General features: G+C 67.9%; 28 protein-coding genes. 11 read left to right on the forward strand and 17 right to left on the reverse strand.

What is annotated here, in order from left to right:
* The 5 genes from ACHAA3_RS06670 to ACHAA3_RS06690 form a co-directional block, all read right to left on the reverse strand.
* Positions 1-1,071: a zinc-dependent alcohol dehydrogenase family protein gene (locus ACHAA3_RS06670; RefSeq protein WP_435708167.1), complete on the reverse strand. Its 1,071-nt coding sequence runs from the start codon at positions 1,069-1,071 to the stop codon at positions 1-3.
* 36 nt (positions 1,072-1,107) lie between these two features.
* Complete coding sequence (locus ACHAA3_RS06675) at positions 1,108-2,106, reverse strand: ABC transporter permease (protein ID WP_435708168.1); 999 nt, start codon at positions 2,104-2,106, stop codon at positions 1,108-1,110.
* A gap of 18 nt (positions 2,107-2,124) precedes the next feature.
* Positions 2,125-3,624 carry a sugar ABC transporter ATP-binding protein gene (locus tag ACHAA3_RS06680; RefSeq protein WP_435708169.1) on the reverse strand — a complete coding sequence of 500 codons (1,500 nt, stop codon included), beginning with the start codon at positions 3,622-3,624 and terminating at the stop codon, positions 2,125-2,127.
* A gap of 42 nt (positions 3,625-3,666) precedes the next feature.
* Complete coding sequence (locus ACHAA3_RS06685) at positions 3,667-4,656, reverse strand: substrate-binding domain-containing protein (RefSeq protein ID WP_435708170.1); 990 nt, start codon at positions 4,654-4,656, stop codon at positions 3,667-3,669.
* A 165-nt stretch (positions 4,657-4,821) separates the two neighbouring features.
* Complete coding sequence (locus tag ACHAA3_RS06690) at positions 4,822-6,546, reverse strand: DUF3556 domain-containing protein (protein WP_435708171.1); 1,725 nt, start codon at positions 6,544-6,546, stop codon at positions 4,822-4,824.
* A gap of 171 nt (positions 6,547-6,717) precedes the next feature.
* Here ACHAA3_RS06690 and ACHAA3_RS06695 point away from each other — a divergent pair, with 171 nt between their 5' ends.
* A complete protein-coding gene (locus ACHAA3_RS06695) occupies positions 6,718-8,094 on the forward strand; it encodes an FAD-dependent oxidoreductase (protein ID WP_435708172.1) in 1,377 nt (458 codons plus the stop codon).
* Between the two features lie 2 nt (positions 8,095-8,096).
* On the opposite strand, the gene ACHAA3_RS06700 is transcribed toward ACHAA3_RS06695, so the two are convergent.
* The gene (locus tag ACHAA3_RS06700; RefSeq protein ID WP_435708173.1) at positions 8,097-8,513 is read right to left on the reverse strand and encodes a hypothetical protein; all 417 of its coding nucleotides are present in this window, start codon (positions 8,511-8,513) and stop codon (positions 8,097-8,099) included.
* A gap of 68 nt (positions 8,514-8,581) precedes the next feature.
* Positions 8,582-9,247 carry a TetR family transcriptional regulator gene (locus ACHAA3_RS06705; RefSeq protein ID WP_435708174.1) on the reverse strand — a complete coding sequence of 222 codons (666 nt, stop codon included), beginning with the start codon at positions 9,245-9,247 and terminating at the stop codon, positions 8,582-8,584.
* A 100-nt stretch (positions 9,248-9,347) separates the two neighbouring features.
* Between ACHAA3_RS06705 and ACHAA3_RS06710 the strand changes: the two genes are divergently transcribed.
* Genes ACHAA3_RS06710 through ACHAA3_RS06720 form a run of 3 tightly spaced genes read left to right on the forward strand, consistent with a single transcriptional unit; the run spans position 9,348 to position 11,883 of the window.
* Positions 9,348-10,205, forward strand: coding sequence for a 3-hydroxybutyryl-CoA dehydrogenase (locus ACHAA3_RS06710; RefSeq protein WP_435708229.1), 858 nt, complete (start codon positions 9,348-9,350; stop codon positions 10,203-10,205).
* Between the two features lie 2 nt (positions 10,206-10,207).
* Positions 10,208-11,386: an acyl-CoA dehydrogenase family protein gene (locus tag ACHAA3_RS06715; RefSeq protein WP_435708175.1), complete on the forward strand. Its 1,179-nt coding sequence runs from the start codon at positions 10,208-10,210 to the stop codon at positions 11,384-11,386.
* A 17-nt stretch (positions 11,387-11,403) separates the two neighbouring features.
* On the forward strand, positions 11,404-11,883 hold the full coding sequence (locus ACHAA3_RS06720; protein WP_435708176.1) for a hypothetical protein: 480 nt from the start codon (positions 11,404-11,406) through the stop codon (positions 11,881-11,883).
* Between the two features lie 4 nt (positions 11,884-11,887).
* Here the strand turns inward: ACHAA3_RS06720 and ACHAA3_RS06725 are convergent, their stop codons facing one another.
* From ACHAA3_RS06725 to ACHAA3_RS06745, 5 genes are read right to left on the reverse strand one after another with little or no spacing between them, the layout of a single operon-like run.
* Complete coding sequence (locus ACHAA3_RS06725; protein WP_435708177.1) at positions 11,888-12,574, reverse strand: GAF and ANTAR domain-containing protein; 687 nt, start codon at positions 12,572-12,574, stop codon at positions 11,888-11,890.
* A gap of 24 nt (positions 12,575-12,598) precedes the next feature.
* Entirely contained in the window at positions 12,599-13,309 is a 711-nt protein-coding gene (locus tag ACHAA3_RS06730; RefSeq protein ID WP_435708178.1) for a glycosyltransferase, read from the reverse strand.
* Positions 13,296-13,862, reverse strand: a complete 567-nt coding sequence (locus tag ACHAA3_RS06735) for a class I SAM-dependent methyltransferase (RefSeq protein WP_435708179.1) — start codon at positions 13,860-13,862, stop codon at positions 13,296-13,298. Before ACHAA3_RS06735 ends, ACHAA3_RS06730 begins: the two co-directional genes overlap by 14 nt.
* Positions 13,859-14,545 (reverse strand): PIG-L deacetylase family protein, encoded by a 687-nt coding sequence (locus ACHAA3_RS06740; RefSeq protein ID WP_435708180.1) that lies wholly within the window; start codon positions 14,543-14,545, stop codon positions 13,859-13,861. The genes ACHAA3_RS06735 and ACHAA3_RS06740 overlap by 4 nt, the downstream gene beginning before the upstream one ends.
* Before the next feature lie 8 nt (positions 14,546-14,553).
* Entirely contained in the window at positions 14,554-15,516 is a 963-nt protein-coding gene (locus ACHAA3_RS06745) for an acyl-CoA dehydrogenase family protein (protein WP_435708181.1), read from the reverse strand.
* 351 nt (positions 15,517-15,867) lie between these two features.
* On the opposite strand from ACHAA3_RS06745, the gene ACHAA3_RS06750 reads away from it, so the two are divergent.
* A complete protein-coding gene (locus tag ACHAA3_RS06750) occupies positions 15,868-16,029 on the forward strand; it encodes a GPGG-motif small membrane protein (RefSeq protein WP_435708182.1) in 162 nt (53 codons plus the stop codon).
* A 68-nt stretch (positions 16,030-16,097) separates the two neighbouring features.
* Here ACHAA3_RS06750 and ACHAA3_RS06755 read toward each other — a convergent pair whose 3' ends face one another.
* Genes ACHAA3_RS06755 through ACHAA3_RS06765 form a run of 3 tightly spaced genes read right to left on the reverse strand, consistent with a single transcriptional unit; the run spans position 16,098 to position 17,548 of the window.
* The gene (locus ACHAA3_RS06755) at positions 16,098-16,715 is read right to left on the reverse strand and encodes a PaaI family thioesterase (protein ID WP_435708183.1); all 618 of its coding nucleotides are present in this window, start codon (positions 16,713-16,715) and stop codon (positions 16,098-16,100) included.
* Between the two features lie 54 nt (positions 16,716-16,769).
* Positions 16,770-17,066 carry a putative quinol monooxygenase gene (locus tag ACHAA3_RS06760; protein WP_435708184.1) on the reverse strand — a complete coding sequence of 99 codons (297 nt, stop codon included), beginning with the start codon at positions 17,064-17,066 and terminating at the stop codon, positions 16,770-16,772.
* Entirely contained in the window at positions 17,063-17,548 is a 486-nt protein-coding gene (locus ACHAA3_RS06765; protein ID WP_435708185.1) for an SRPBCC family protein, read from the reverse strand. The genes ACHAA3_RS06760 and ACHAA3_RS06765 overlap by 4 nt, the downstream gene beginning before the upstream one ends.
* A 130-nt stretch (positions 17,549-17,678) precedes the next feature.
* Between ACHAA3_RS06765 and ACHAA3_RS06770 the strand changes: the two genes are divergently transcribed.
* Both ACHAA3_RS06770 and ACHAA3_RS06775 read left to right on the forward strand, forming a co-directional pair.
* A complete protein-coding gene (locus ACHAA3_RS06770; RefSeq protein WP_435708186.1) occupies positions 17,679-18,173 on the forward strand; it encodes a hypothetical protein in 495 nt (164 codons plus the stop codon).
* 120 nt (positions 18,174-18,293) lie between these two features.
* On the forward strand, positions 18,294-18,770 hold the full coding sequence (locus tag ACHAA3_RS06775) for a PGPGW domain-containing protein (protein WP_435708187.1): 477 nt from the start codon (positions 18,294-18,296) through the stop codon (positions 18,768-18,770).
* A 24-nt stretch (positions 18,771-18,794) separates the two neighbouring features.
* On the opposite strand, the gene ACHAA3_RS06780 is transcribed toward ACHAA3_RS06775, so the two are convergent.
* Positions 18,795-20,006, reverse strand: a complete 1,212-nt coding sequence (locus ACHAA3_RS06780) for a DUF222 domain-containing protein (protein ID WP_435708188.1) — start codon at positions 20,004-20,006, stop codon at positions 18,795-18,797.
* A 128-nt stretch (positions 20,007-20,134) separates the two neighbouring features.
* Between ACHAA3_RS06780 and ACHAA3_RS06785 the strand changes: the two genes are divergently transcribed.
* Positions 20,135-20,710 carry a sugar O-acetyltransferase gene (locus ACHAA3_RS06785; protein ID WP_435708189.1) on the forward strand — a complete coding sequence of 192 codons (576 nt, stop codon included), beginning with the start codon at positions 20,135-20,137 and terminating at the stop codon, positions 20,708-20,710.
* Here the strand turns inward: ACHAA3_RS06785 and ACHAA3_RS06790 are convergent.
* Positions 20,707-21,111, reverse strand: coding sequence for an SRPBCC family protein (locus ACHAA3_RS06790; RefSeq protein ID WP_435708190.1), 405 nt, complete (start codon positions 21,109-21,111; stop codon positions 20,707-20,709). The genes ACHAA3_RS06785 and ACHAA3_RS06790 overlap by 4 nt on opposite strands.
* Before the next feature lie 82 nt (positions 21,112-21,193).
* On the opposite strand from ACHAA3_RS06790, the gene ACHAA3_RS06795 reads away from it, so the two are divergent.
* The 3 genes from ACHAA3_RS06795 (at position 21,194) to ACHAA3_RS06805 (ending at position 24,635) form a co-directional block, all read left to right on the forward strand.
* The gene (locus ACHAA3_RS06795) at positions 21,194-22,750 is read left to right on the forward strand and encodes an AMP-binding protein (RefSeq protein WP_435708191.1); all 1,557 of its coding nucleotides are present in this window, start codon (positions 21,194-21,196) and stop codon (positions 22,748-22,750) included.
* Positions 22,751-22,758: 8 nt separating this feature from the next.
* Positions 22,759-23,493 carry an IclR family transcriptional regulator gene (locus ACHAA3_RS06800; protein WP_435708192.1) on the forward strand — a complete coding sequence of 245 codons (735 nt, stop codon included), beginning with the start codon at positions 22,759-22,761 and terminating at the stop codon, positions 23,491-23,493.
* A 92-nt stretch (positions 23,494-23,585) separates the two neighbouring features.
* The gene (locus ACHAA3_RS06805; protein WP_435708193.1) at positions 23,586-24,635 is read left to right on the forward strand and encodes an ABC transporter substrate-binding protein; all 1,050 of its coding nucleotides are present in this window, start codon (positions 23,586-23,588) and stop codon (positions 24,633-24,635) included.
* Positions 24,636-24,659: the final 24 nt, after the last annotated feature.

Here is a 24,659-nt window from a genome sequence, read left to right on the forward strand (position 1 = left end):
TCACACCGCCCCCTCAGGCACCAGGCAGACCTTGCCCTGGCTTGCACCGGCCGCCAGGGCATAAGCCTCATCGGCCTGGTCGAGACCGAAGACGTCACTCACGACCTTCTCGGGGCGCAGGCCCCATCGCACCAAGTTCTGCGCGAGCTCGGACATGGCCGGCAGCGACGTGACCCACGAGGTGTGAATCGTCAGCTGCTTGTGCAGCAAGGTGTCGGAGACCTCCGTGTGCAGATCTCCGCCCTCACCGACGAGCGAGACGTTGCCCCACTCTGCGGCCCCTTCCAGAGCCAGAAGACGACCTGGCTGACTGCCCGAACAGTCGATCGTGACGCCCGCCCCAGCGCCGGAGGTCAGCTCCAGCACTTCGGCGAGGGCAGAGTCCGCAGCCACGACGTGGTCGAAGACCCCGGTCTGCGCAGCCCAGGCTCGACGGTCCTCAGAACGCTCGACGCCGATGATGCGGCCTGCGCCCATGCCACGGCCGATCATCCCTGCAGCCAGTCCGACCGGTCCGAGGCCGACCACCAGCAGGTCCTGGTCGCCACTGAGACGAGCACGACGCAAGCCTTCGTAGGCAGTACCGAATCCGCAGGCGATCAGGGCACCGTCGACGAACGACAGCTCGTCGGGCAGCGGGACGCACGTGCGCTCCTCGGCCAGCACATAGGGCGCGTGTCCTCCGTCGCGTTGCCAGCCGTAGGACGCGCGGTCACCCGTGCAGCTGATGTAGTAGCCGCGCCGACAGTTGTCGCACAGGCCACACCCCACGATGTGATAGAGAATCACGCGGTCTCCCACGCCGAAGCGGTGTACGTCCGAGCCCACCGCGACGATTCGGCCCGAGGGCTCGTGCCCCGCAACGACACCGCGGTAGGCCGGTCCGTCGACGCCCCGGTAGCCCTTGTACCCGTGATAGATGAAACCGATGTCGCTGCCGCAGATGCCGGAGGCTCCGACCTGCACCAGGACCTGGCCGGGGCCGGGCGTGGGGACGTCGAGCGTGCGCAGCTCCGTGCTGGAGTTGCCGGGCAGGTAGACGCCGGACATCGTGGCGGGGATGGTGGACATACCGGTGATCCTCTTCTGGTGATCGAGCTGGTTGGTTCAGGTGGTTCGCGTGGCGTTGCCGCGGCGACTGATGGCCACGTTCACGAGCACGGCGCCCACGATGATCACGCCGCGCACGACGTTCTGCAGGAACGAGTCGACACCCAGCAGCACGAGTCCATTGGCGATCACGGTGATGAACACGACGCCGAGCAGCGTGCCCACCATCGAACCACGGCCGCCGGACAGCAAGGTGCCACCGATGACGACGGCCGCGATGACATCGAACTCCAGGCCGGATGCCGCGCCACCGTTGCCAGATCCCAGACGTGCTGCCACCAGGACTCCGGTGATGGCCGACAGCAGGCCGGTCGTGGCGAACAAAATGACCCGGGTGCGGGTCAGGTTGATGCCGGAGAGCATGGCCGCCCCGGCGTTGCCGCCGATGGCGAAGACACTGCGCCCGTAGGCGGTGTACTTCGAGATGAACAAGAACACGGCGAACAGGACGAGCATGACGATCGCCGAGGTCGGGATGCCGAGGATCGAGCCACCGAGCACGTCCATCAGGCTGCTGTCGGGCAGAACCACAGGCAACGCATCGGTCATGTAGAGCGCCAGACCGCCGAGGATGCTCCACACTCCGAGCGTGGCGATGAAGGACGGCACGTCGAACCGCGCCCGCAGGTAGCCGGCAAGCGCACCCCACAGGGCGCCCATCACCATCGTCATGACGATGGCTCCCACGATGCCCAGGCCCCATTCAGCACTTCCCTTGGCAACCAGCACCGAGGCGAAGGCGACCGCTGGGCCGATGCTGATGTCGATCTCTCCGGCGATGATCACCAGCGTCACGCCCCAGGCGGCGATGCCGATCGTGGCGGCATCGCGCAGGATGCCGAGCTGGTTGTCGACGGTCAGGAATCCCGCAGCCGAGCTCGTGAGCGCGACGTAGAGGACGATGATGGCGACGATCAGCCCGATCTCGTTGAGCTGATGCACCCGGTGGGAGATGAAGCTCCGCCGGGGCGTCTTGGTGCTGGTGATGCTGGACATGTGTTCCTCTTCCTCGGGTCAGGCCGCCATGGCCGACGACAGGACCGCATCGACGGTGACGTCGGCCCCAGTGAGCTCGGCGGCCACGCGGCCACCCTGGATGCAGATGACGCGATCGCACACCAGCGGCAGCTCTTCGAGCTCGCCGGAGACGAAGATGATGGAGCGACCGGCGTCGGCCAGCTCGCGCGCAAGGGCGTAGATGCTGGCCTTGGCCTCGACATCGACGCCGCGGGTGGGCTCGTCGAGCAGCAGGATGCGCGCATCGGCGTGCAGCCATCGGCCGATCACGGCCTTCTGCTGGTTGCCGCCGCTCAGGTTGACGATCGGGGTGGACGGCGACGCGGTCGAGATGCCCAGCCGGTCGATCAGCACGGACGCGACGTCGGTCATGCGTTGGCGGGACAGGATCCGACCGGAGCGGACGCGATCGTAGTCGGCCAGCACGAGGTTCTCGTCGACCCCGAGCAGCGGCACGATCGCGTCGTGCTTGCGGTCCTCGGGGGTCAGGCCCACACCGAGACGCTTCATCGCTGCTGGAGTTGGTCGGCCCAGATCGCGGCCGTCGACGACGACGCTACCGCCAGTGGCGGGCATGAAACCTGCGATGGCTCGCAGGATCTCGGTGCGCCCCGAGCCCATGAGGCCTGCAATGCCGAGCACCTCGCCGGGATGCAGGTCGAACGAGACGTCCTCGATCTTGGGATGCACGGCGAGTTGCCGCACGCTGAGGACCGGCTGGCCTGTGCGATCGACGGCTCGTTCGGCCGGTCGTTCCTGCGCGCTGTAGACCGATCCGAGCATCATCGAGACCAAGGCGTCCGTACCGGTCTCTGCAACATCGACGGTGTCGACCACCACGCCGTCACGCAGCACGGTCGCGGAGGATGCGACCTGGCGGATCTCGTCGAGGCGGTGGCTCACGTAGACCACCGCGACTCCGCTCTGGCTGATCCGGCGCACGGCGTCCAGGACGATCGCGACCTCGGCTGCGGCCAGGGCGCTGGTCGGCTCGTCGAGGATGAGTAGTCGGGGGTTGCGGCGCACGGCGCGGCAGATCTCCACCAGCTGCTGGGAGGCCAGGGAGAGACGTTCGACCGTCTCGTCCGGCGAGATGTCCAGACCGAGCCGATCCATGACCGCAGCTGCCTCAGCACGCATGCGGGCGTGGTCGATCCGACCGCCAGAGGTCGGCCACGAACCGACGAACAGATTCTCGGCCACTGTCATCTGTGGGACGAGGCTGAGCTCTTGATGCACCGTCTCGATGCCCATGGCCGTCGAGACGCGCACCCCACCATCGCCGAGCTCGCGGCCGTCGATCAGCACGGTGCCCGCATCAGCGGTCTCGACGCCGGACAGGATGCGGATCAGCGTCGACTTGCCGGCTCCGTTGCGACCGAGCAGGGCGCGGATCTCGCCAGCATCGATGCGCAGGGTGGCGTCGGTGAGCGCCTTCACGCCGGTGTAGTGCTTAGTGACACCGTCGACGTGCAGCAGAGACTGACTGGTGGTCATGACGCGCCTTTCACAGGAGGAACTGAGCGGGGTGGAGGTGGATCACGGGACGCCGTCCGGATGTTCAGCGAGCCAGCGGGACCCGTCGTCGGGACCGAGGTAGGCGTCGACCGGGGCGGGCACGATCAGTTCAGATGGTCCGTCCCCGGCCAGTAGCTGCTGGGCGGTGCGGGCGGCCATCTCGCCGACGGCAATACCTGAGATGTCGGCGACACCCTTCAAGATGCTTCCGTCCTCGAGCATCCGGGCCACCTGGGTCGACATGTCGCCCCCGAAGACGACGACCTCGCCTGCTTGCCCTCGAGACTGGACCGCCCGGACTGCACCGACCGTTGCAGACCCGGCCTCGGCATAGAACGCGTCCAGGTCCGGTTGGGAGGTGAGGATGCGATCGGCCTTCCTGACCGACTCATCGACCGTCAGGCCCTGCTGGTTCGCCACGATCTCCGCGTCGGGAACGGCCTCCAGCAGCGCGGCTTCGAAGCCCTCACGACGTTCGATGCAGACCTCGAACTGCTCGCAGTTCAAGACTCCCACCTGAGGCTGATCGATGCCCTCGGAGACGAAGTACTCGCCCATTTGCTCGCCACTGATGCGGCCGAACTCCGCAGGCGATCCGAGTACCCAGGCGTCGACATACTCTTCGGTGGCCCGGTCAGTCAGACAGGTGTTGTAGCAGACGATCGGGATCCCGCTCTCGTGCGCGAGTCGCAACGCCGGGATCGAGGCTTCGGCAGAGGTCGGGGCAACGATCAGCGCATCGACCTTGGCCGAGCTCACCGTGTCGATGAAGCTGCTCTCCTGCGACGGGTCGGAACGCACGTTGGTCTGAAGCAGCTGGGGAGCCGGACCGGACTCGTCGAAGGCGACCTCGATCCCTTGCTTGACCCCGGCGTAGAAGCCTTCTGCGTTCAGGTACACGACGCCGATGCGGCCTTCCTCGCCGACACGTTGGCCACATCCGGCGAGCATCAGCAAGGCCACCATGACAGCCGTCAGGCCACGCAGGCTCCGTTTCGGATTCGCTTTCACGAGTCCACCTCTTTCGCGGTCGTCGCCGCGTCGATCGAATGCGGCACTGCATCGAAGGTAAGCGAGGTCACATCGCATGTCAACATTAATTACTAATTAATGTCCAGCAGGTGTCCAAGCGTGATTCACCCGCCCCGACCGTCGGCTTCGGGGGATCGGGGCTGACTACGCGGGCGAGCCTGCGCCGGCGGCGCGTTCGTGCACCCGGAACGGCAGGTCCAGCTCCCACGGTTGCCGACTGGTCATCTCCTCGACGTCGACCTCGCCACGCTCGACCAGGCCCGTGGCTGCATCGACGATGCGGTACTGCTGCACGGGGATCATCAGCGGCTGGGACTCCATCATGATGACGCGCAGCTGGCCTGGTTCGAACGCGCAGTGCGCCTGGATCGCGGCCAGCAGTCGCTCGTCGTGGAGGTGGCCGTCGGCGAAGTTCCAGCCGATCGCCGAGCCGCAGAGCAGCTCGCCGTCGATGACGAAGCGGTCCTCGTGGTCAGCGGCGGCCCGCGGATAGAGCCCGGCCATCGCCCGTCCATGAGGATGCAGGCTGCGCCAGGCGAACATCTTGCCGAACATCAGGTCGACGGCATCGGCGTCGTAGAGCTTCGCGAGCTGACGGTGCGGCAGCTGTGCGGCCTTCGGCACCAGGTCGGCGTACCGCTGCTCGGCGCCCTCCTCGAACAGCCAGACCGACGTCGGCCAGTTGCCGGCGTAGTAGCGCATGGCCGGCAGGAACGAGACGTGCTTGGGACGCAGGTTGCCGTAGACGACCACCGCCGCGACGGCGACGAACACCAGCGCGACCAGCCACGGGTACTGCGTGTCGCCCAGTCCCACGGCGGCGTACTCCCCGAACAGATAGACCGTGGCGAACATCATCACGATGTTCCACTCCAGCGGAACACCCAGCGGGATGGCGCTGAGGATGTGCAGGTGGAACAGCACCATGAAGACCACGAGCACCTGGGTCAGGAGCCCGCCGCTGGACAGCAGCAGGACCAGCGGTACCGAGTACTCCACGACGGTGCCGCCGTGCGCCATCGTCGTGGCCAGCCGCGAGGGCCTCAGGTCGTCGTCCAGGTTGCGCCACAGGTGCTGCTTGAACGCCTTCGGGTACAGCGGGGCGTTGCTGAGCATCGTGGCGACGACGTAGGGAAAGTGCTGATTGAGCTTGGAGGTGGCCGCGCCCCACCACAGGGCGATCATGATCAGCTTCGCGGCGAAGATCATGTCCACGAACGGGAACAGCAGCACGAATCCGGTCACCCAGTAGTGCTCGGCTCGGGCCGCCAGGAAGATCGTCTTGTCGCGCAGGCCGAGGGTCGGCAGGATCGCCAGGATCGGGATGAACCGGCTCGGTTCGATCATGGCCATGCCGCCGCTGATCCGGTCGGTCGGCGAGGTCAGCACCCACACCGCGGCGGCCAGCACCGCGACGTAGAGCAGCACGTCGAGCAGGGTGCGCGTGTGGCCGCGGGTGCCCGGCACGCGGTCGGGCCAGGGCGGGAGCCGGATGGTGCCCGGACGCAGCCAGTACAGGAACGAGCCGATCGGCGGCAGGAAGCGGAAGGTCAGCGGGCCGAATCCGCACCCGAAGCCCAGCACCTCGAACAGCAGGGTCCAGATGACCAGCTTCTGGAACACCACCGGCTCGGTCCACCACTCGCGCCAGTCGCCCAGGCCCCCGATGCCGGGTGTCGCGACGATGAACAGCATCGCGCCGAGCACGAACAGCACCATCTTGACCGCGTAGAGCAGGTAGATGCCCTGCGGAGTGCCGAATCCGAAGATGGTCCAGTGGTGGGCGAGATCTCGGGTGCGATCGACGCGCGGCTTGGCGCGCCACTCATCGACGTCGAGATGAGGCAGGGTCGGGGAGATCAGTCCCATGGTGCTCCTTCGGCGCGGGCTGGGCTGCAGGCTGACAGTAGCGTCCCGGTGTGACTCACACCACACCAAAATTCTGACAGTGATCCCTGCCACTTTCCCGTGAGACGCGGTTCGCAGCGCTCGCCGAGCGCACTATCCTTGTCTGCACCAGTCGACGTTCGAGGAGATTTCATGACCAGGCAGTTGCGAGTCGCCGTCGTGGGCGCAGGCCCCGCCGGCATCTACGCGTCCGACATCCTCACCAAGGCGGAGCTGCCGGAGCCCTTCGACTCGGTCTCGATCGACATCATCGACCGCGACCCCACCCCCTTCGGCCTGATTCGCTACGGCGTCGCCCCCGATCATCCGCGCATCAAGGAGATCATCAAGGCGCTGCACCGCGTGATGGGTCACGAGGACATCAACTTCCTGGGCAACATCGAGTACGGGGCTGATCTCAAGCTCGAGGATCTCCAGCAGTTCTACGATGCGGTCGTCTTCGCGACCGGCGCCCGCCGCGACCGTGCGCTCACGATTCCCGGCATCGACCTCGAGGGGTCGTTCGGCGGCGCCGACTTCGTCGCGTGGTACGACGGCCACCCGGACGTCTCGCGCGAGTGGGACTTCGCCCCGCACGCCGAGAGCGTCGCCGTGCTCGGTGTCGGCAACGTCGGCCTCGACGTGGCCCGCGTCCTGGCCAAGACCGCCGACGAGCTCCTGGTCACCGAGATCCCTGACAACGTCCACGCCGGCCTCTCGCGCAACGTCACGAAGGACGTGCACGTGTTCGCCCGTCGCGGGCCCGCCCAGGTCAAGTTCACCCCCATGGAGCTGCGCGAGCTCAGCCACTCGCCCACCATCGACGTCATCGTCCATCCCGAGGGCTTCGAGCTCGACGAGGGCTCGATGGACGCCATCCGCGCCTCCAAGAGCCAAAAGCTCGTGGTCGACGTGCTGCAGAACTACCTCGCGAAGGAGCCCACGGGGGCGCCGCACCGCATCCACATCCACTTCTGCCAGAACCCCGTCGAGGTGCTCGGCGAGGACGGCAAGGTCGTGGGCCTGCGCACCGAGGTGACCGAGCTCGACGGCACGGGCAACGCGCGCGGCACCGGCGAGCACATCGACTGGCCGGTGCAGGCGGTCTACCGGGCGATCGGCTACTACTCCGACACGCTCTCGGGTCTGCCGTTCGACCAGGTGCACGGCGTCGTGCCCAATGACGGCGGGCGCGTCCTCGAGGTCGACGGCTCACCACTGCCCGGGGCCTACGTCACCGGCTGGATCAAGCGCGGCCCCGTCGGCCTGATCGGACACACCAAGTCCGACGCGGCCGAGACGATCCGCCTGCTGATGGAGGACGTCGACCAGCTGGTCGCTCCATCCGAGCCCACGCACCAGGCGTTCCTCGACCATCTGGACAGCCTGGGCGTCGAGTACACGACCTGGGCCGGCTGGGAACAGCTCAACGAGCACGAACGGTCGCTCGGCGAGGCCCACGATCTTGAGCGGGAGCGCGTCAAGGTCGTCGCCCGCGAAGACATGGTCTCCATCTCCCGTTCTCGCTGAGACTAGGGGGTGCGGAGGACCTGGACGTGGCAGGTGTCGCCGCCCGCGGGGACGTCGTCGAGGTCGAACCGGTCTGACTCGCCCGGATTGATCGGGTCGATGCGCAGGGTGCGGACCTCGCGGGTGTCGCCGTCGAGCGGCCCCACGTAGACCGACACCTGATAGGTCGCCGCGTCCTTGCCGCTGTTGGACAACAGACCTGAGGCCGTCCAGGGGCTGCCGTCCTCGCCCGCCGAGCAACGGAACTCCGACAGGGCCTGCGGCTCGGGCGCGCCCGTCGGGGACGCCGCCTCCGGAGTCACCGCAGGGGTGGGCGAGGCACTGGCCGAAGGGCTGGCCGGGGCCTCGGGTTCAGCAGACTCGCTGGACCCGCATCCGACGAGCGCGAACAGCGCCACCGCCGACAGGATCCATCGCATGCGGCCATGACACCACGGCCGGTCGGTCGGTCCCACCCAACACGCTGGACCCCGCCCTCATCGATGGTTCAGCGCAGGGCGTCGCGGATCCGATCAACCACGACCTCCGGGCTCCGCGAGGTCTGCACGACCACGACGGACGTGGTCTCCTCAACGCCCCGGCTCGCCTGGTCGATCACGAGGGACAACGCTCGATCCAATTCGGCCTCGGGGTCGGAGGACTCTCCACGCAACCACGCCCGCAGCACGTAGTTGTGCGCACTGACCACCGCCGAGGCCATCAGCTCGGCCCGCAGATCGCCATCGGGCTGGTCGGGCCAGCGGCCGGCGAGCGCCTGGGCGAACAGTCGCTGGTACTGCCGCAGTCCGGCCATCTCGCGGTCCCGTAGCGTCGCGACGGCCGTGATGAGGCGGTAGCGACGGACCGCCCGATCACCCTCGGCTACGTAGTGACGCAGCACGATCCGAGCAGCCTCGATGACCGCGCGATCGCGACTCGACGGGTCCGATGCCGCGAGCCGGTCGCCGATGCGGGCCAGCAGGTCGTCGTGGGCGGGAAAGATCACCGCCTCCTTGGACCGGTAGTGGCGAAAGAAGGTGGTGCGGCCCACTCCGGCGCGGGCCGCGATGTCGTCGACCGTCGTGGCGTCGAATCCCTGCTCGTCGAACAGCTCGAACGCGGCCTCGACGAGACGCTCGGCCGGGCGCTCGGAGGGTCGTTCGATGGCTGCCATGCGATCGAAGTTACTTGGGCGTACCGTGTACCGCAAGTACGGTACTGAGTACCAGTTTTCAGTAAGACCAGTCTACGAACGAGGTTCAGACATGAGCGGCATCGAACGCGTCGGCGTCATCGGCGGAGGGCTGATGGGCTCGGGCATCATCGAGGTCTCGGCGCGTGCCGGCCTCGACGTCATCGGCATCGAGATCAGCGATGAGGCCGCTCAGGCCGCCTCCCAGCGCGTCGAAGGATCGCTGCGCCGGGCCGAGTCGCGCGGCAAGATCGAGACCACCGAGGTCGAGGCCGTGCTCGAGCGCATCCGCTTCGAGAGCGATCTGGAAGCGCTCGCCGACCGCGACCTGGTGATCGAGGCCGCCAGCGAGGACGAGACGATCAAGCTCGACCTGTTCCGCCGAGTCGGCGAGATCCTGACCTCCGACGAGGCGATCCTCGCCTCCAACACCTCGTCGATCCCGATCGTGAAGCTCGGCGCCGTCAGCGGTCGCGCCGACCGGGTGATGGGCGTGCACTTCTTCAACCCCGCGCCCGTGATGGCGCTGGTCGAGCTCATCCCGTCACTGACCACCTCGCCAGAGACCCTCGACCGCATGCGCGGCTGGGTCGGCGATTCGCTGGGCAAGCAGCCCATTGACGCCACCGACCGGGCTGGGTTCGTCGTCAACTCCCTGCTCGTGCCGTACCTGCTGAGCGCGATCCGCATGTACGAGGCGGGCTACGCCTCGGCGACCGACATCGACCAGGGCATGGTGCTCGGTTGCGGCCACCCCATGGGCCCACTCGCGTTGAGCGATCTGATCGGGCTCGACACCATCAAGGCCATCGGTGAGTCGATGTACGCCGAGTTCAAGGAGCCGCTGTACTCCCCGCCGCCGTTGCTCGGCCGCATGGTCGACGCCGGTCTGATGGGCAAGAAGAGCGGCCACGGTTTCTACCCCTACGAAGGAAGGTAGACATGAGCACTCTTTCCGGTACCGACATGTTCGTCCTGTCCGAGGAGCACCAGGCCATCCGCGAGGCGGCCCGCGCCGTCGCCGAGGACAAGGTGGCGCCCCATGCCGCAGCGGTCGATGCGGAGGCCCGCTTCCCGACCGAGGCCGCCGCCGCTCTGCTCGCCTCAGACTTCCACGCCCCGCACGTGCCCGAGGAGTACGGCGGAGCCGGCGCCGACGCGCTCGCCACCGTGCTGGTCATCGAGGAGATCGCGCGCGTGTGCGTCTCGTCTTCGCTGATCCCGGCGGTCAACAAGCTGGGATCGCTGCCGATCATGATCGGCGGCGGGGAGCAGCTCAAGAAGAACTACCTGAGCAAGCTCGCCAGCGGCGAGGGCGGCTTCTCGTACTGCCTGTCCGAGCCCGATGCCGGCAGCGACGCGGCCAACCAGAAGACCAGGGCCGTGCGCGACGGTGACGACTGGGTGCTGAACGGCGTCAAGCGGTGGATCAGCAACGCCGGCGTCTCGGAGTACTACACCGTGCTCGCACAGACCGATCCGTCCAAGCGCACCAAGGGCATCACGGCGTTCGTGGTGGAGAAGGACGACGAGGGCGTGAGCTTCGGCGCCCCCGAGAAGAAGCTGGGCATCAAGGGCTCGCCCACCCGCGAGGTCTACCTCGACGACGTGCGCATCCCCGGCGACCGCATCATCGGCGAGGTCGGGGAGGGCTTCTCGATCGCGATGAAGACCCTCGACCACACCCGTGTGACGATCGCGGCGCAGGCCGTGGGCGTCGCGCAGGGCGCCCTGGACTACGCGCTCGGCTACATCCAGGAGCGTCAGCAGTTCGGGCATCCCGTCAGCGACTTCCAGGGCCTGCAGTTCATGGTGGCCGACATGGGCATGAAGGTCGAGGCCGCCCGCCAGCTCACCTACGCCGCCGCCGGACGCTCCGAGCGCGGCGACTCCGGTCTCACGTTCTTCGGCGCAGCCGCCAAGGCCTTCGCCTCGGACACCGCGATGCAGGTGACCACCGACGCCGTCCAGCTGCTCGGCGGCTACGGCTTCACGTCGGACTACCCGCTCGAGCGCATGATGCGCGACGCCAAGATCACCCAGATCTACGAGGGCACCAACCAGGTGCAGCGGGTCGTGATGTCCAAGCAGTTGCTCGCCGGGGTTCAAAGCACGCTCTGATCGGGTACACCTGTGCCATGGACGCACTCGGACACTACCTCCGCATTCACCTGACCGGTTCGGCCGGCGGCATCGAGCTGTTCGGCCGCGGCGAGCGCATGAGCAACGCGCACGCGCGAACGATCCTGCACGACATCTGCAGTGAGCTGGTCGTCGAACGCCGGCAGCAGCTGCAGATGGCCCGCCGGGTCGGCATACGGCCCGCACCGCTGTTCGCGCTGGCCGCCAAGGTCGGGGAGCGGGTGAGTCGGCTGAAGCCGAACGGCGACCCGGTGCGTCGCACCGCCCTGTCCGATCTGGTCGACCTGGAGGCGATGCGCACGGCGCTCGCCGGCAAGGTGGCGGGTTGGGACGCACTCCTGTGCGTCGCCGACCAGCACGAGGGACTCGACTCCGACGAGCTCGCTGCACTCGCTCGACAGGGCGAGCGGCAGCTCGAGCAGGTGCGCGAGCTGCACGCCGAGGCCGCCACGCGGGCGCTGTCCTCCGCGCGCTGAGCGATCAGCTCTTCTCGGGCCTCGCATTGGTGTTGCGCTGCACCGTGATCGCCTCGGCGAGTGCGTTGATACGCACGTTCTCGTGCTGGGAGATTCGCTTGAGGAAGTCGAACGCCGTGTCGGCGTCCACGCCGAAGGTCTGCATCACGATGCCCTGGGCCTGCCCGATCACCGATCGGGTCTCCAACGCCGTGGTCAGACCCTCCTCGCGCTTCGCCACGGCCAGCGCCACCGTGATGTGAGCCGCGAGCAGCTCTGCCAGGTGGACGTGCTCAGCGGTGAAGGCACTGGGTCGGTTGGCGTACACGTTCAGGGATCCGAAGCCCTGGGCCCCGGTCGCGAGGCGCACGCCGACGGCGCTGCGAATGCCGATCTCGGCGGCCGCCGGACCCCACGACGGCCACCGCAGGTCGTGCGCGGTGTCGTCGGTGACGTAGGTGGCGCGACCCTTGATGGCATCGAGGCAGGGTCCTTCGTCGAAGTCGACCTGCAGCTGGTGCGCCTGATGGACCACCGGGCTCGTCCCGCACTGGGTGGTGAGCTCGCGCCGCGACTCGACCAGCAGGACACCGGCGTCGTCAGCGTCGAGCAGGGTTCGCGCATATCGGGACACGGCCTCTGCCGTCTCGTCGAACGCCCTCAGTCCGTCGAGCTCGACCGCCATGGCGGCGAGCGTGCGCTGCAGATCCATCCATCGCCTCCTCTTTCCCCGCCATCATCTCACTGGCGAGGTGGCCAGACCCGCTGACCGGGCGATGTCGGCCGCGACTCCGTCCGGAGCTCGGCCGGTTCGACGGGCCGATGTCGTGACCGGCAGGTCAGCAGACCAGGACACGACCGCGCCGCACGCGGCCAACCGGCCGACCAGGTCGGCGTCCTCACCCACGGCCAGCGGCCGGAATCCGCCGACGAGGTGATAGGCCAGCGCGCTGATGCCCAGGTTCGCGCCGTGCACGTGCCCGTGCACGGCGTCCTGACGAGCTCGCAGGTCATAGGCATCGGCCCACACGGACGCGTCACGGCGATCGCACTCGGTCAGGGCGATCGTGCCGAGGTGGGCGTCCGCGCCGGAGGCCGCTGCCGCCCGGTGGGCACCGAACCACCCCGCGGGGACGCGGCTGTCGGCATCGGTGGTCGCGAACCAGACCTCACTCAGGTGCCCGCTGTGCCGAGCAAGCGCGTGGTCGAAGCCGGCTGCGCGCGCCGCCCCCACGTTCGCCACGTCCACCTCGATCACGTGCACGCCGAGATCGCGAGCCACCTCGGCCGTCAGGTCGTGGCACCCGTTCGCCACGACGGTGAGCTCGACGACGGTCCCCGCCACCGCGCACGCCACGTCGAGGGCCCGCAGGGCCTCGGGCAGGAGCCGCTGCTCGTCGTGAGCCGGAACCACGACGCAGATCACGCGGACCTCAGGTCGCGTCACAGCCGAACACCTCCAGCCGGAAGTCGGTCTCCACGTGGTGGACGAGCCGGGACCAACCGACCTCGGTCGCAAACTCGGTGACCTCTGCGTGCACGACGTCGCCATCGCACTCCGCCTCCTCGAACGAGTGTCGCCAGTGCACGACGAGCAGGTGCCCGCTCCTGAGCAGGGAGTCACGCGCCCGTTCGAGAACGTGCCGCCGGTCGGCGGCGGTCAGGTAGTACATGACCTCCGACAGCACGATGAGGTCGAACGAGCCGGCCGGCCAGTCCGCCGGGATCGTGCCCACACCGACCTCCGCGGACGGAGCCCTGCCTGCCACCTCCTGCAGCGGTGCCGCGACGCCGTCGGTCGCGATGATCCGCTCGCACCGTTGCGCGAGGAGCCCGGTGAGCACACCGATCGAGCATCCGGGCTCGAACGCGGAGGCGTACGACTGCCGCGGAAGGCTGGCGAGCGTGAGGGTGTACTTGCGCTGCTCGTACTCCGACACGAGGTTCCACGGGTCCGCCGATTCGGAGTAGGCATTCTCGAAGTACGACAGTCCGGTCATGCGACGACCACCTCCGGGGCCGTCTTCGCGTGCGCGAGCAGGGAGGACGTCACCACTGGCTCGGCGCCGGGGGCGGCCGGCTCGACCTGCGTCACGAACGCCTCGAGAGCGTGCACCTTGAGACGACGCGCCTCGACGGTGGTGTCGAGTCGACGCAGGTCCGACAACCACTCCTGGGCCTGCGGGACGTCCCACTCCCACGTCCAGATCGGATAGCGCCACAGCACCTGGGTCGTGCACAGTGCACGGCACGCCTGACCCACCGCGTCGTGGTCCGGATGACCATCGATCTCGAAGGGCGCCACGACCAGATCGGCCCGTTCGACCCAGGGCTCGAGCAACGACAGCAGCGCCGACGTGCTCGTGGCCAGACCGCCGTCGCGCAGCCGCAGACGCTCGACCGCTGGATTCTCGATCCCCAGTCGCCGCAACGCCTCGACCAGCTCGAGGGGACGTCGTCCGACCAGGACGTCCGGCGTCAGGTGCGGATCGCCCGGATGGGACGCCTCGCCGTCGGTGGCCGTCACGAACAGCAGGTCTCGCCCGGACTGCTGCGACAACCAGCTGCCCAGCGCGACCACCTCGTCATCGGGGTGGGCGGACACGATCAGGGCCGTGCCACCCGGATCCAGCGGTGGTCGGTCATCCAGAGCCGCGAGCACGTCGCTCCATGCCTCACTCACGTCGGCCATCACACATGTCGGGCCAGCCGTCCCAGTCGCTCGAGATCCCGCTCGCCGTGGTGCTGACGGACGAACACCTGCAGATCGTGGACCCGTGCCGCGTGGGCGGCGTCGAATGCCAGCGGCCCGGGGCCCAGAGCCCGCCCGACTCGGGCGATGACGTCCTCAACCGTGTCGGCGACCACGGACCGGACTGCCTGCGCGAGGTGCTCGGCCGACTCAGGGTCCTCGACCTGACCTTCGTCGACCATCTCTGCCGCCAGGTGCAGAGAAGCGCGACTGGCCAGCAGCGAAGCTCGCACGGCACCCAGGTGCGCCGCGGCATGGGCGTCCAGACGGTCGGCTGAGCGCTCGAGCGTGTCGGCAACGCCCAGCGCGCCCCCGAACCAGCAGGCGGCGACCCCGATCGCGCCGTGCCAGAAGCCGGCACGCGCCGTGTAGTCGCCGACCCCGCCCACGGCACTGGCCTCGACCCCGTCGAAGCTCAGCGCCTCGGTGGCCGCACGACGCATCCCAGACCCCACCCAGGTGGGAGCTTCGTCGTCGACGCGAAGCCCCGGGTCCGCCAAGTCGACCGAGAACAGGCGCGAACCGCCCTCGACACGCGCGGTCACCAGGGCATGGCTGACCAGATGTGCTCCCGAGCAGAACGCCTTGCGCCCCGACAACCGCCACGTCTCCGCCTCCCGATCAGCGGTCAGCACGGCGAACGGGGGCTCTGCCGCCCAGACGGCCCACACCGAACCGGCTTCCGGCGCCGGCTGCGTCAGGTCGCCCAGGATGGCGGCTGCGTCCAGGTGCGGCTCGAGCACCTTGGCCAGGGCCAGGTCCTCGCGTCCCCACGCGGCGAGCCGAGCCCATCGATCGGCGGTGCGGCCACCGCTCACGATGGCCCCCGCGTCGGCCAGGCGGGCGCGCACCAGCCCTCCGCTCAGCGGCTCGGGCGACGCGTCGGACAGGATCGGGTTCATGGAGCCAGTCTCCTTCAGGGGTTGTCGTGGAGATACCCCATCGGGTCGCCCACGAAACATCGAACGTGAGGTCGCCCCTCCGCGAGGGGCTCGATCGCCTTCTCACCTGAGCTGTTGTCCACCCGTGGTGTCAGAAGTGCCCAAACGGGTACGCATGCAGCGCGACACCGTTGAGCACACAGCGATGGCCGCGGCACGAAGCGGGTGGGCCGGCGCTGCTAGCGCGCAGTGGCCCACCCGTGCCACCTTCGCCGGCGTTTAGGCGATTCTCAGGTGGGTACATCTGTGGTGTTCGTCGCCCGCTCACGCAGCGGGCGCGAACGCCACAGACAACCGAATGGGAGAATTCGCATGGCACTACTTCTGTGGATCGCAGCCGTGATCCTCGTGATTTCCGGAATCGTCAGCCTCATCTCGGGCCAGATCCTGTGGGGAGTTGTGCTCATTGTCGTCGGCCTGGCCGTCGGCCCCGGTGGCTGGAGCATCTTCAACCGAGGGCGCACCAAGGCCTGACCCAGCACCACCCGGCCCCGGTCGTCTCCTGCCTTCGTGCTCGAGGTGATCGGGGCCTGCTGCTGTCCTCACTCGGCGCGCTTGCCCAGCCCCTGCTCGGGGGTCAGCTGGAGAAATAGGGCCTCTGCCTCGGCGCACCTGACGTCGCCGCGTCGGATCTCGCCCTTGACGAAGATCTTGCGGCCCTCGACACGGTCGATCCAGGCCGACACGGTCAGCTCCACGTCGATCGGTGTCAGCGCCCGGTAGTCGGTATGCAGGTAGGCGGTGCGCGTGATGGTCCGGGCTTCCGCCGACGCAAGGATGCCGAGGACCTCATCGAAGATCAGTGTCACCGCGCCTCCGTGCACGGCCATGCCGCCGCCCATGAAGTACCGGCCGAACGTGACCGTGCCGTCGACCCGCCCGCCGCCAGTCGATCTGACCACGAACTCCGGCAGCATCGCGTGGCCGCGCATCGGCAGCTGCTGGACCCGGCCATTGGCCTGCTCCAGCTCCTCGCCCGCCTTCGGCTCCAGCTTCTCGCGCCATCCACGTAGATCCGCGGCCAGCTCGTCGACCACCGCGCGATCAAACGGCAGGGCCGCGATCGCGTCGTGGAGACCGCGCAGGTCCGAGACCATCTGGCCCCATGCGTCGGCATCGTCACGGTCCAGACCAGCACTGAAGTACGACTCCCAGCTCATCGCTGCACCGTACGACGCCGCGACCACGGGTGGGTCGACGGTCTCGGCTCCGCCTCAGATCCCCGGGTCGACCTCGTACCAGGTGAGCACCGGCGCGGAGGCCAGCAGCGCAGGAAGGCCAGCGATCTTGCCCGGGCCGGCGCGGAACTCGCGATAGGCCGCATCGTGCTCCATCGACTCCCAGGTCTCGTGCGCCACCCAGTGGCACTCGTCGTTGATGTCGATGAGGACGTCCACGCCCAGGCAGCCGTCGAACTCGCGTGTCTTCACCAGCTCGGCCGCGAAGAGATCCCGGGCCGTGGCCACGGACTCCGGAGTGAAGCGCATCTCGAGCGTTGCTATCACCGTCATGCCGTGGACCCTACTCCGCGCTCAGCCACCTGTTTGATCGCGGCGAGCGTCGGCGGGATGCCGGTGTGTGCGGCACGGGCGCGATCGGCGATCTGGGCGTCGGCCTCGTCTCCATACGTCTCAGCGAAGAACGCGAGCCCTGCATCGAGGAACTTCCACGACTCGGTCAAGGTCGTGCCGTCGCCGTCGGGCGCCATGCGGTAGCCCCAGAACACGAACCCGGCTCCGACCTCCCAGGCGAACTCGACCCCGGGATCCGCGGCGACCACGGTCGACCGGGTCGTCCAGGTGCGACCGGGCACCTCGTTGGTGCCGGTGAAGGTCGCCCCCACGGCAGGACCGCCGTCGTCGTCCCACGAGCACTCCACGCACTGCTGGCTCCACTCGGCCGTGCGAGTGACGTCGCTGACGAGGGCGTAGACCTCCTCCGGCGTGCGGTCGACGTGGATGGAGTCGGAATGCGCGAGCGGCAGATCAGTCATGGCCTCGACGCTATCGCCCCAGAGATGACAGGGGGGCCACGATGTCGACTATCGTGCACCTCGACCACGTGCTCCCGCCCCGAGGACCCTGATGACTTCGCGAAGTCGACAGCTCGCCACGACTCTTGCAGTGACCACCTTCGTGGCGCTGGGTGCATGCTCGGGCTCGTCCGAACCCCAGCCGCCGGCCGAGTCGACCGCAAGCGTCGACCCCGACGGTTTCACCGCCGAGGAGCGCGAGGTCGTCGACGCCGTCGATGCGTACCAGGCCGCCCTCATCGACTACCAGAAGGGCGATCGCGAGATCGACCTCACCGAGGTCGCCACGGACGAGGTCGCCGACGGCATCGTCGGCGGGGTCAAGCAGGCCCTGGACGATGAGGGACTCGTGATGCTCGGCGACTACACGCTCACCCCGGACTCCGTCACGGTCTCCGGCGGCACTGCCGAGTACTCCGGCTGCCTCGACAACAGTCGGCTGCTCCTCGTTCCGGAGGAGGACCGTGACAGCCCGGGCGTCGGTTCGCGGCCGGTCGGCGAGTCCACCGTGATCACCTATCAGCTCACCCGAACCGACGACACCTGGCTCGTCTCACAGCCCAGCGCAGCGGACACTCCGTGCTGACCGCCCAGCCGCGACCTCCTGGTTCTGGTGCGACGTCGACGTCCGCTGCGCGTCGATGAGATCCGGTCGCGCGTCACCGGCCTGCGCTGATCGGTAGTGACGACCCGGTAGTTTCTACGCATGGGAGCATCGCGAGCCGTCGCCCGCCGCGTCGCGATCGAGGTCGTCGGGTGGACCCTCGTCGTGGCTGGCATCGCCGCGCTCATCCTCCCCGGCCCGGGCCTGCTGGGCCTGTTCGCCGGACTTCTGGTGCTGTCACAGCAGTACGAGTGGGCAGAACGTCGACTCCAGCCGGTCAAGACGGCTGCCTACAAGTCCGCCGCCGACAGCGTGCAGACCTGGCCGCGCATCCTGGCCAGCGTGACGGGAGCCGCGATGATCGCGGCCTTCGGCGTGCTGTGGATCGTCAGCCCTGCCGCCCCCGGCTGGTGGCCGGTTCGCGACTCGTGGTGGCTCATCGGCGGTCTCGGCACCGGCATCACCCTGATCGTCTCGAGCCTGATCGCGGTGGCCATCATCGTCTACAGCTTTCGCACGTTCCGCGGCCTCGCGAATCCTGAGGCCGCTGCCACGGCCGCTTCGATCGACCACGACTGAACAGCCGCACGCACGCACGGCCGCTCAGTGGTTGGCGAGCAGGTGGGCGAGTCGGTGTTCCATCGCTGATGGTGGTGGTGCGGGTGGTTGTCGGTGTGTGGGTTCGGCGTCGACGGTCTGGCCGGAGGGCAGGATCCACTGGATGATGCGGTGTCCTTTGAGGATGTGGTGGCGTCGACAGAGGGGCCACATGTTCTCGCCCGAGGTTGGTCCGTCGGGCCAGGGTTGTCGATGGTCGCCATCGCACCGATCGGCCGGAACCAGACACCCCGGTGCCTGGCACACGCCGTCGCGGAAAAGCAACGCGAGCTTGAGTGTTTCTGGGGCCAGTCGGCCGAGGTACTGGTGGGCGAGGACGTCGTCGGTGACTGGATCGACGATCAACCGGTGCCACACGGGGTTCGCGACCAGGTCGGGGTTCAAGATCCAGGAGGCGGGACAGGACCAGGAGCCGTCGGCGGATTCGGCGAACCCGTCCTTGGCTCCGGTGAACGTCTCGGCTGACAGCTTGACCGCGATGTGGGCGTGGATCGAGGTCTCGCCGTCCTCGTTGTTGGTCAGCCAGGAGGCGAGGAGATCGGCCTGACGCTGCGCCAAGGTGCGGGGGTCGTCGGCGCCCAGGGCCTTGGCCTCGACGGTCAGTCGCTTCATCGCGGCCGCGGCCTGCGGGGAAGTCAGTCCGGCCAGCAGGGTCGCCATCCCGTCATCGCCATGACGCACATCGACCCGACGACGCTCCCGGGCTTGTTCGGCACGTTCGAGGGCGAGGTCGGTCTCGACCCGGTCAACGAACCGCCGCAACCACCGACGAAGTTCAGAAACGGTGTGGGACTCGGCGTAGGCAACGGCGCTCTGATCCAGACGAATGTAGGAGTCGTTGCGCTGCAACACATCGACCGTGGAGGAGATCTCCCGCATCCGCGCCTCGTTGATCATGCCGTCACGGAAGGCGAGCCACACCCGTGGGGTGTGCTCGCGGACCCGGTCAGCCGAGGCGAGCCGGCCGTGCACCTGGGTCTCGGAAAGCCCCATGGCCTGGCCGATCTCCAGCACCACCACAGCCCGTTCGACCTGACGCATCAACGGCCGATCCAACCCAGCAATCCGCTGATACTCAGCATCGCGGTAGCCGATCATCGCCTCTATCGCCCGAGCCTCCGCGCGAGCCTGCACCCGAGCGAGCTCGGTCAACCGACCGGTCTTCAGCTCCTCGTTGATGCTCTCGTGGTTGCTCATACATCCAACCTAGACGGACCCTCCGACAGTCCGTTTCAGACTGGAAGCACAGTGTGGACAAGAACTAACCCAGGCCGCGATCCGAGAGTCTGGAGGCTGCGATCCGCAGCGCCTGCAAGGATCCGAGCATGGATGAGAACGCCGGCCGCATGGCACGAGGCGAGTGGTATCTGGACGACGAGGAGCTCCAGCAGCGCCGCCGAGCGTGCTGGCTCCAACTCGACGACTTCAACACCGCTCGTGCTGACGACGACGCCACCCGGGCCCGGGTGATCGGCGCGCTCCTGGGGTCCGTCGGCGACGGCACCTCGGTAATGCCGCGGTTCCAGTGCAGCTACGGGTCCAACATCTCGCTGGGGCGGGACGTCTTCGTGAACTCCAACGCCTTCTTCATGGACGACGCGCCCATCACGATCGGCGCCTACGCACGCATCGGCCCCGGTGCCCACCTGATGACCGCCCTGCACCCCGTCGAGGATCATCAGCGCCGACGCGAGGGCTGGGAACGGTGCGCGCCCATCACGATCGGCGAGAACGTGTGGGTCGGCGCTTCCGTCACGGTGGGCCCGGGAGTCTCCATCGGCCGCAACAGCGTGATCGGTGCAGGCAGCGTCGTCCTCGACGACGTCCCCGATCACGTAGTAGCCGCGGGCTCGCCCGCGACGATCAGGCGCACCACGATGATCGAGGACGGACCTGCCTAGGGCTGTCCTCCCGTCGCCGGCGAGGTCGCCAACCGGTCGATGCGACCCAGTGCCAGCGCACACACCACCAGATAGCCCGGGGCCCACCACGGCACCGTGAAGGTGACCGCGCAGCCGTCAGCGGTCGCCTCGACGCGGTGCCCTGTGGCCGGCACGCCAGCCACCGCCCAAGCCCAGCGCTGACCGTCGACGAACTCAGTGACCTCAAACGGCAAGGACACCCCCACCACCGTCCTCACTGTTCCGCGGGCGCCGAGACACAGATCGCCAGACGAGCTGGTCCCCTGATCGATGCTGGCGCCGACGATGCTGGGGCCCCAGGCGGGCCAGGCATCCAGATCGGTCAGCAGCCGCCACGCCACCTCGGGGGCAACGGCAATTCGGCACGAGATGGAGGGCACAGAACGAATCTACCTATGCTCAGGCCCCGCCGCCGGTGCAAGATGGTGGCGGACGTGACTCACACCACCATCGGAGGAAGCTGTGTTCTACCCGCTGACCGTCAACGACTTCCTCGACCGCGCGGTCACCGTGTACCCGGATCGTGTCGCTGTCGTCGATGAGCCGAACCAGCCCGCCGACTCCTGGGACGAGATCACGTATGCCGAGCTGCAGCGCCGCGCCCGCCGCCAGGCGGCGACCCTCGACGACCTCGGCGTGCCGGTGGGCGGTCGCGTCGCGATCGTGTCGCACAACTCGGCCCGCATGCTCTGCTCGTTCTTCGGCGTCTCCGGGTGGGGTCGGGTGTTAGTGCCGGTCAACTTTCGCCTCAGCGTCGCCGAGATCCGTTACATCATCGGGCACTCGGGAGCCGAGGTCCTGATGGTCGATCCCGACCTCGCGCACCTCATCGACGAGGTCGACTGCAAGCACGCGTTCGTGCTGGGCCGCGACGACCACCTGATCTGGGGAGAGTCGACCGAGCCCGCACCGTGGGAGGGCGAGCCGGTCGAGAAGGAGAGTGCCACCGCCACCATCAACTACACGTCCGGCACCACCGCGCGGCCCAAAGGTGTGCAGATGACGCACCGCAACATGTGGATCAACGCGTCGATGTTCGGCTGGCACGTCGGCGTCAACGACCGCGACGTCTACCTCCACACACTGCCGATGTTCCACGTCAACGGCTGGGGGCACCCGTTCACCACCACCGGCATGGGCGTCAAGCAGGTGGTGATCCGGCAGATCGACGGGGCCGAGATCCTGCGCCGCATCGAGCAGCACGGCGTCACCTACCTGTGTGCGGCACCTGCGGTCGTGAGCTCGGTCCTCGACGCCGCCAAGGACTGGAGTGGCGAGATCCCGGGTCGCGACCAGGTACGCATCATCGTGGCCGGCGCTCCGCCGCCCACCCGAACCATCGAGCGGGTGCGTGAAGAGCTCGGCTGGGAGTTCATCCAGATCTACGGCCTCACCGAGACCGCTCCCCTGCTGACCATGAGCCGCATGCGCTCGGAGTGGGACGACCTCGACGCCACCACGCAGGCCCGTAACCTCGGCCGCGCCGGAGCGCCTGTGGTGGGTGTGCGGCTGCGCATCGAGGACGGTGCCGGAGAGAACGGGGGCGAGGTGCTGGCCCAGAGCAATCACAATCTCGAGTCGTACTGGGAGAATCCCGAGGCGACCGAGACCGCGCAGGCCGGCAACTGGTTCCACACCGGCGACGGCGGCACCCTCGAGGACGGCTATCTCACGATCGCCGACCGCAAGAAGGACGTCATCATCACCGGCGGGGAGAACGTCTCGTCGATCGAGGTCGAGGACGCACTGTCCTCGCACCCGGCCGTTCGCGAGGTCGCCGTCATCGGCATCCCCGACGAGAAGTGGGGCGAGCTGATCACTGCTCTCATCGTGCTCGACGAGGGTCAGAAGGCCTCGGCCGAGGATCTCATCGCGCACTGCCGCGAATATCTCGCCGGTTACAAGTGCCCCAAGCGCATCGAGTTCCGCAACGAGCTGACCCGCACCGCCACCGGCAAGCTGCAGAAGTTCAAGCTGCGCGAGGAGTTCTGGGCTGGCCACGACCGCCAGGTGAACTGAGAGCCGAGGTGCGCACTGACGACGGCAAGGCGGTCATCACCCGCGTCGTCGAGATCCTCGAGACGTTCAACCACAACGACCACCTGACGGCGAGCCGCATCGCTCGACTCAGCGGTATTCCACTGTCGACCTGTCACCGCATCCTGCAGTCGCTCACGGCGTGCGGAATGCTCGAGCGCCACGGTCCGGAGTACCGCGTGGGCCTCCGCCTGTGGGAGATCGCCTCTCACGCGCCCCGCTCCGTCGGTATCCAGCGCTTGGCGCTCCCCTTCATGCACGACCTCCTCGAGATCACTCAGTACCCCGTCCACCTCGCAGTGCGCGACGAGCTCGAGGCGCTCTTCATCGAGCGCCTCACACCCTCGGACGACCAACAGCTCCGGCCCGCCGTCGGAAGTCGCTACCCCTTGCACGTCACTGCGGTCGGCCTCGTTCTGCTTGCCGACTCCAGCCCAGCCATCCAGGAGGAGTATCTGGCGCAGCCGTTGCACCGGTTCACTCCCCACACCGAGATCGACCCGCACTCCCTGCGGCGTACCCTCGCGAAGATTCGAAATCAACGCTTTGCGGTCGCTGACCGCCAGGTGAACCCTGACGCCGCATCGGTTGCCGCTCCCATCACCGACCGTGAGGGCACTGTGGTGGCAGCACTCTCGGTCAACGTTCCGGGCGCAATGCTCCGTGAGCGAAGCCTCGCCCAAGCCGTCCAGACTGCCGCTTGGAGCATCTCCCGAGTTCGGTGAATTGCAGAATTCCTCTCATTCAGTGGAAATTCTGTTGGCTTCTCGGTCGCCTCCGTGGAGAGTCCGGTGTGACCCACCACACAGGAGGAACCATGACCGCCATCTCCGGCCCCCTCGGCCCCGATGTCTCTCGCCGCAGTCTGATGAAAGGAGCGTTCGGCCTCGCCGTGACCGTCTCCGCGCTGGGCAGCGTCGGCGCCTGCGCCAGTGGCAGCAGCGGCTCGGGTTCTGGCTTCACCTTCCTGAGCTACCTCCCGATCGAGTCGTTGTCGATGTCGCCCGAGCTCATGGCCGATGCTGGCGGATTCTTCGCCGACCAGGGCTTGGACGTCAAGATCCAGACCACCAAGGGATCCCCCCAGGCCATCCAGCTGCTGGTGGCCGGCAGAGCGCCGCTGACGCGAATCGGGGGCATCGACGTCATGTCCGCGGCCTCCGATGGCCAGCCTCTCCTCAACGTGGCCACCCTGGTGCGGGGATCCTCCATCCGCATCCTCTACTCCCAGGACCAGCCCCTGACCTCACCGGCCGACTTCCGCGGGGTCAAGATGGGCATTCCCTCCGAGGGCGGCACCAGCGACAAGACCCTCTCGTTGATGATGGACACGGCCGGACTCGCCCCGACCGACGTCGAGCGTCAGGTCGTCGGGCTCGGGCCGGGAACCTTCGAGCTGGTCAAACGCGGAGACATCGCCGGCTACATGGTCAGCATCGATCAGTCCCTGACGGCGATGCAGCAGTATCCCGGCGAGGCCGGGGTGTTCGATCCCGGCTTCAGCATCGTCGCCGACTCCCAGGTGTACGCCACGACGCCGAAGGCCATGGACGAGAACGGCGACATGATCACGCAATATCTGTCGGCCATCGACAACGCCTGTCAGAGCATCGTGGACGACACCGACCTGCAGGCTTCGATCTCGACCATGCGCAAGAAGTACTCCTTCGCCGCCCTCGACGACGACACGATCGCGACCGAGGCACTCGAGCAGGCCCGCACGCTGTGGACACGCGGTGGCGAGTCCGAGCTGATGACCACCGACTCGGCCTACTGGGCCGAGGCCTACGACCAGCTCGTCGGGGCCGACATGCTGGCGGGCGGCAGCGACCCGTCGTCCTGGATGACCAACGAGCTCCTCACCTGATGGCCCACCCCCCGAAACCAGACG

Source organism: Aeromicrobium sp. CF3.5 (assembly GCF_051262695.1).
Classification (GTDB): Bacteria; Actinomycetota; Actinomycetes; order Propionibacteriales; family Nocardioidaceae; genus Aeromicrobium.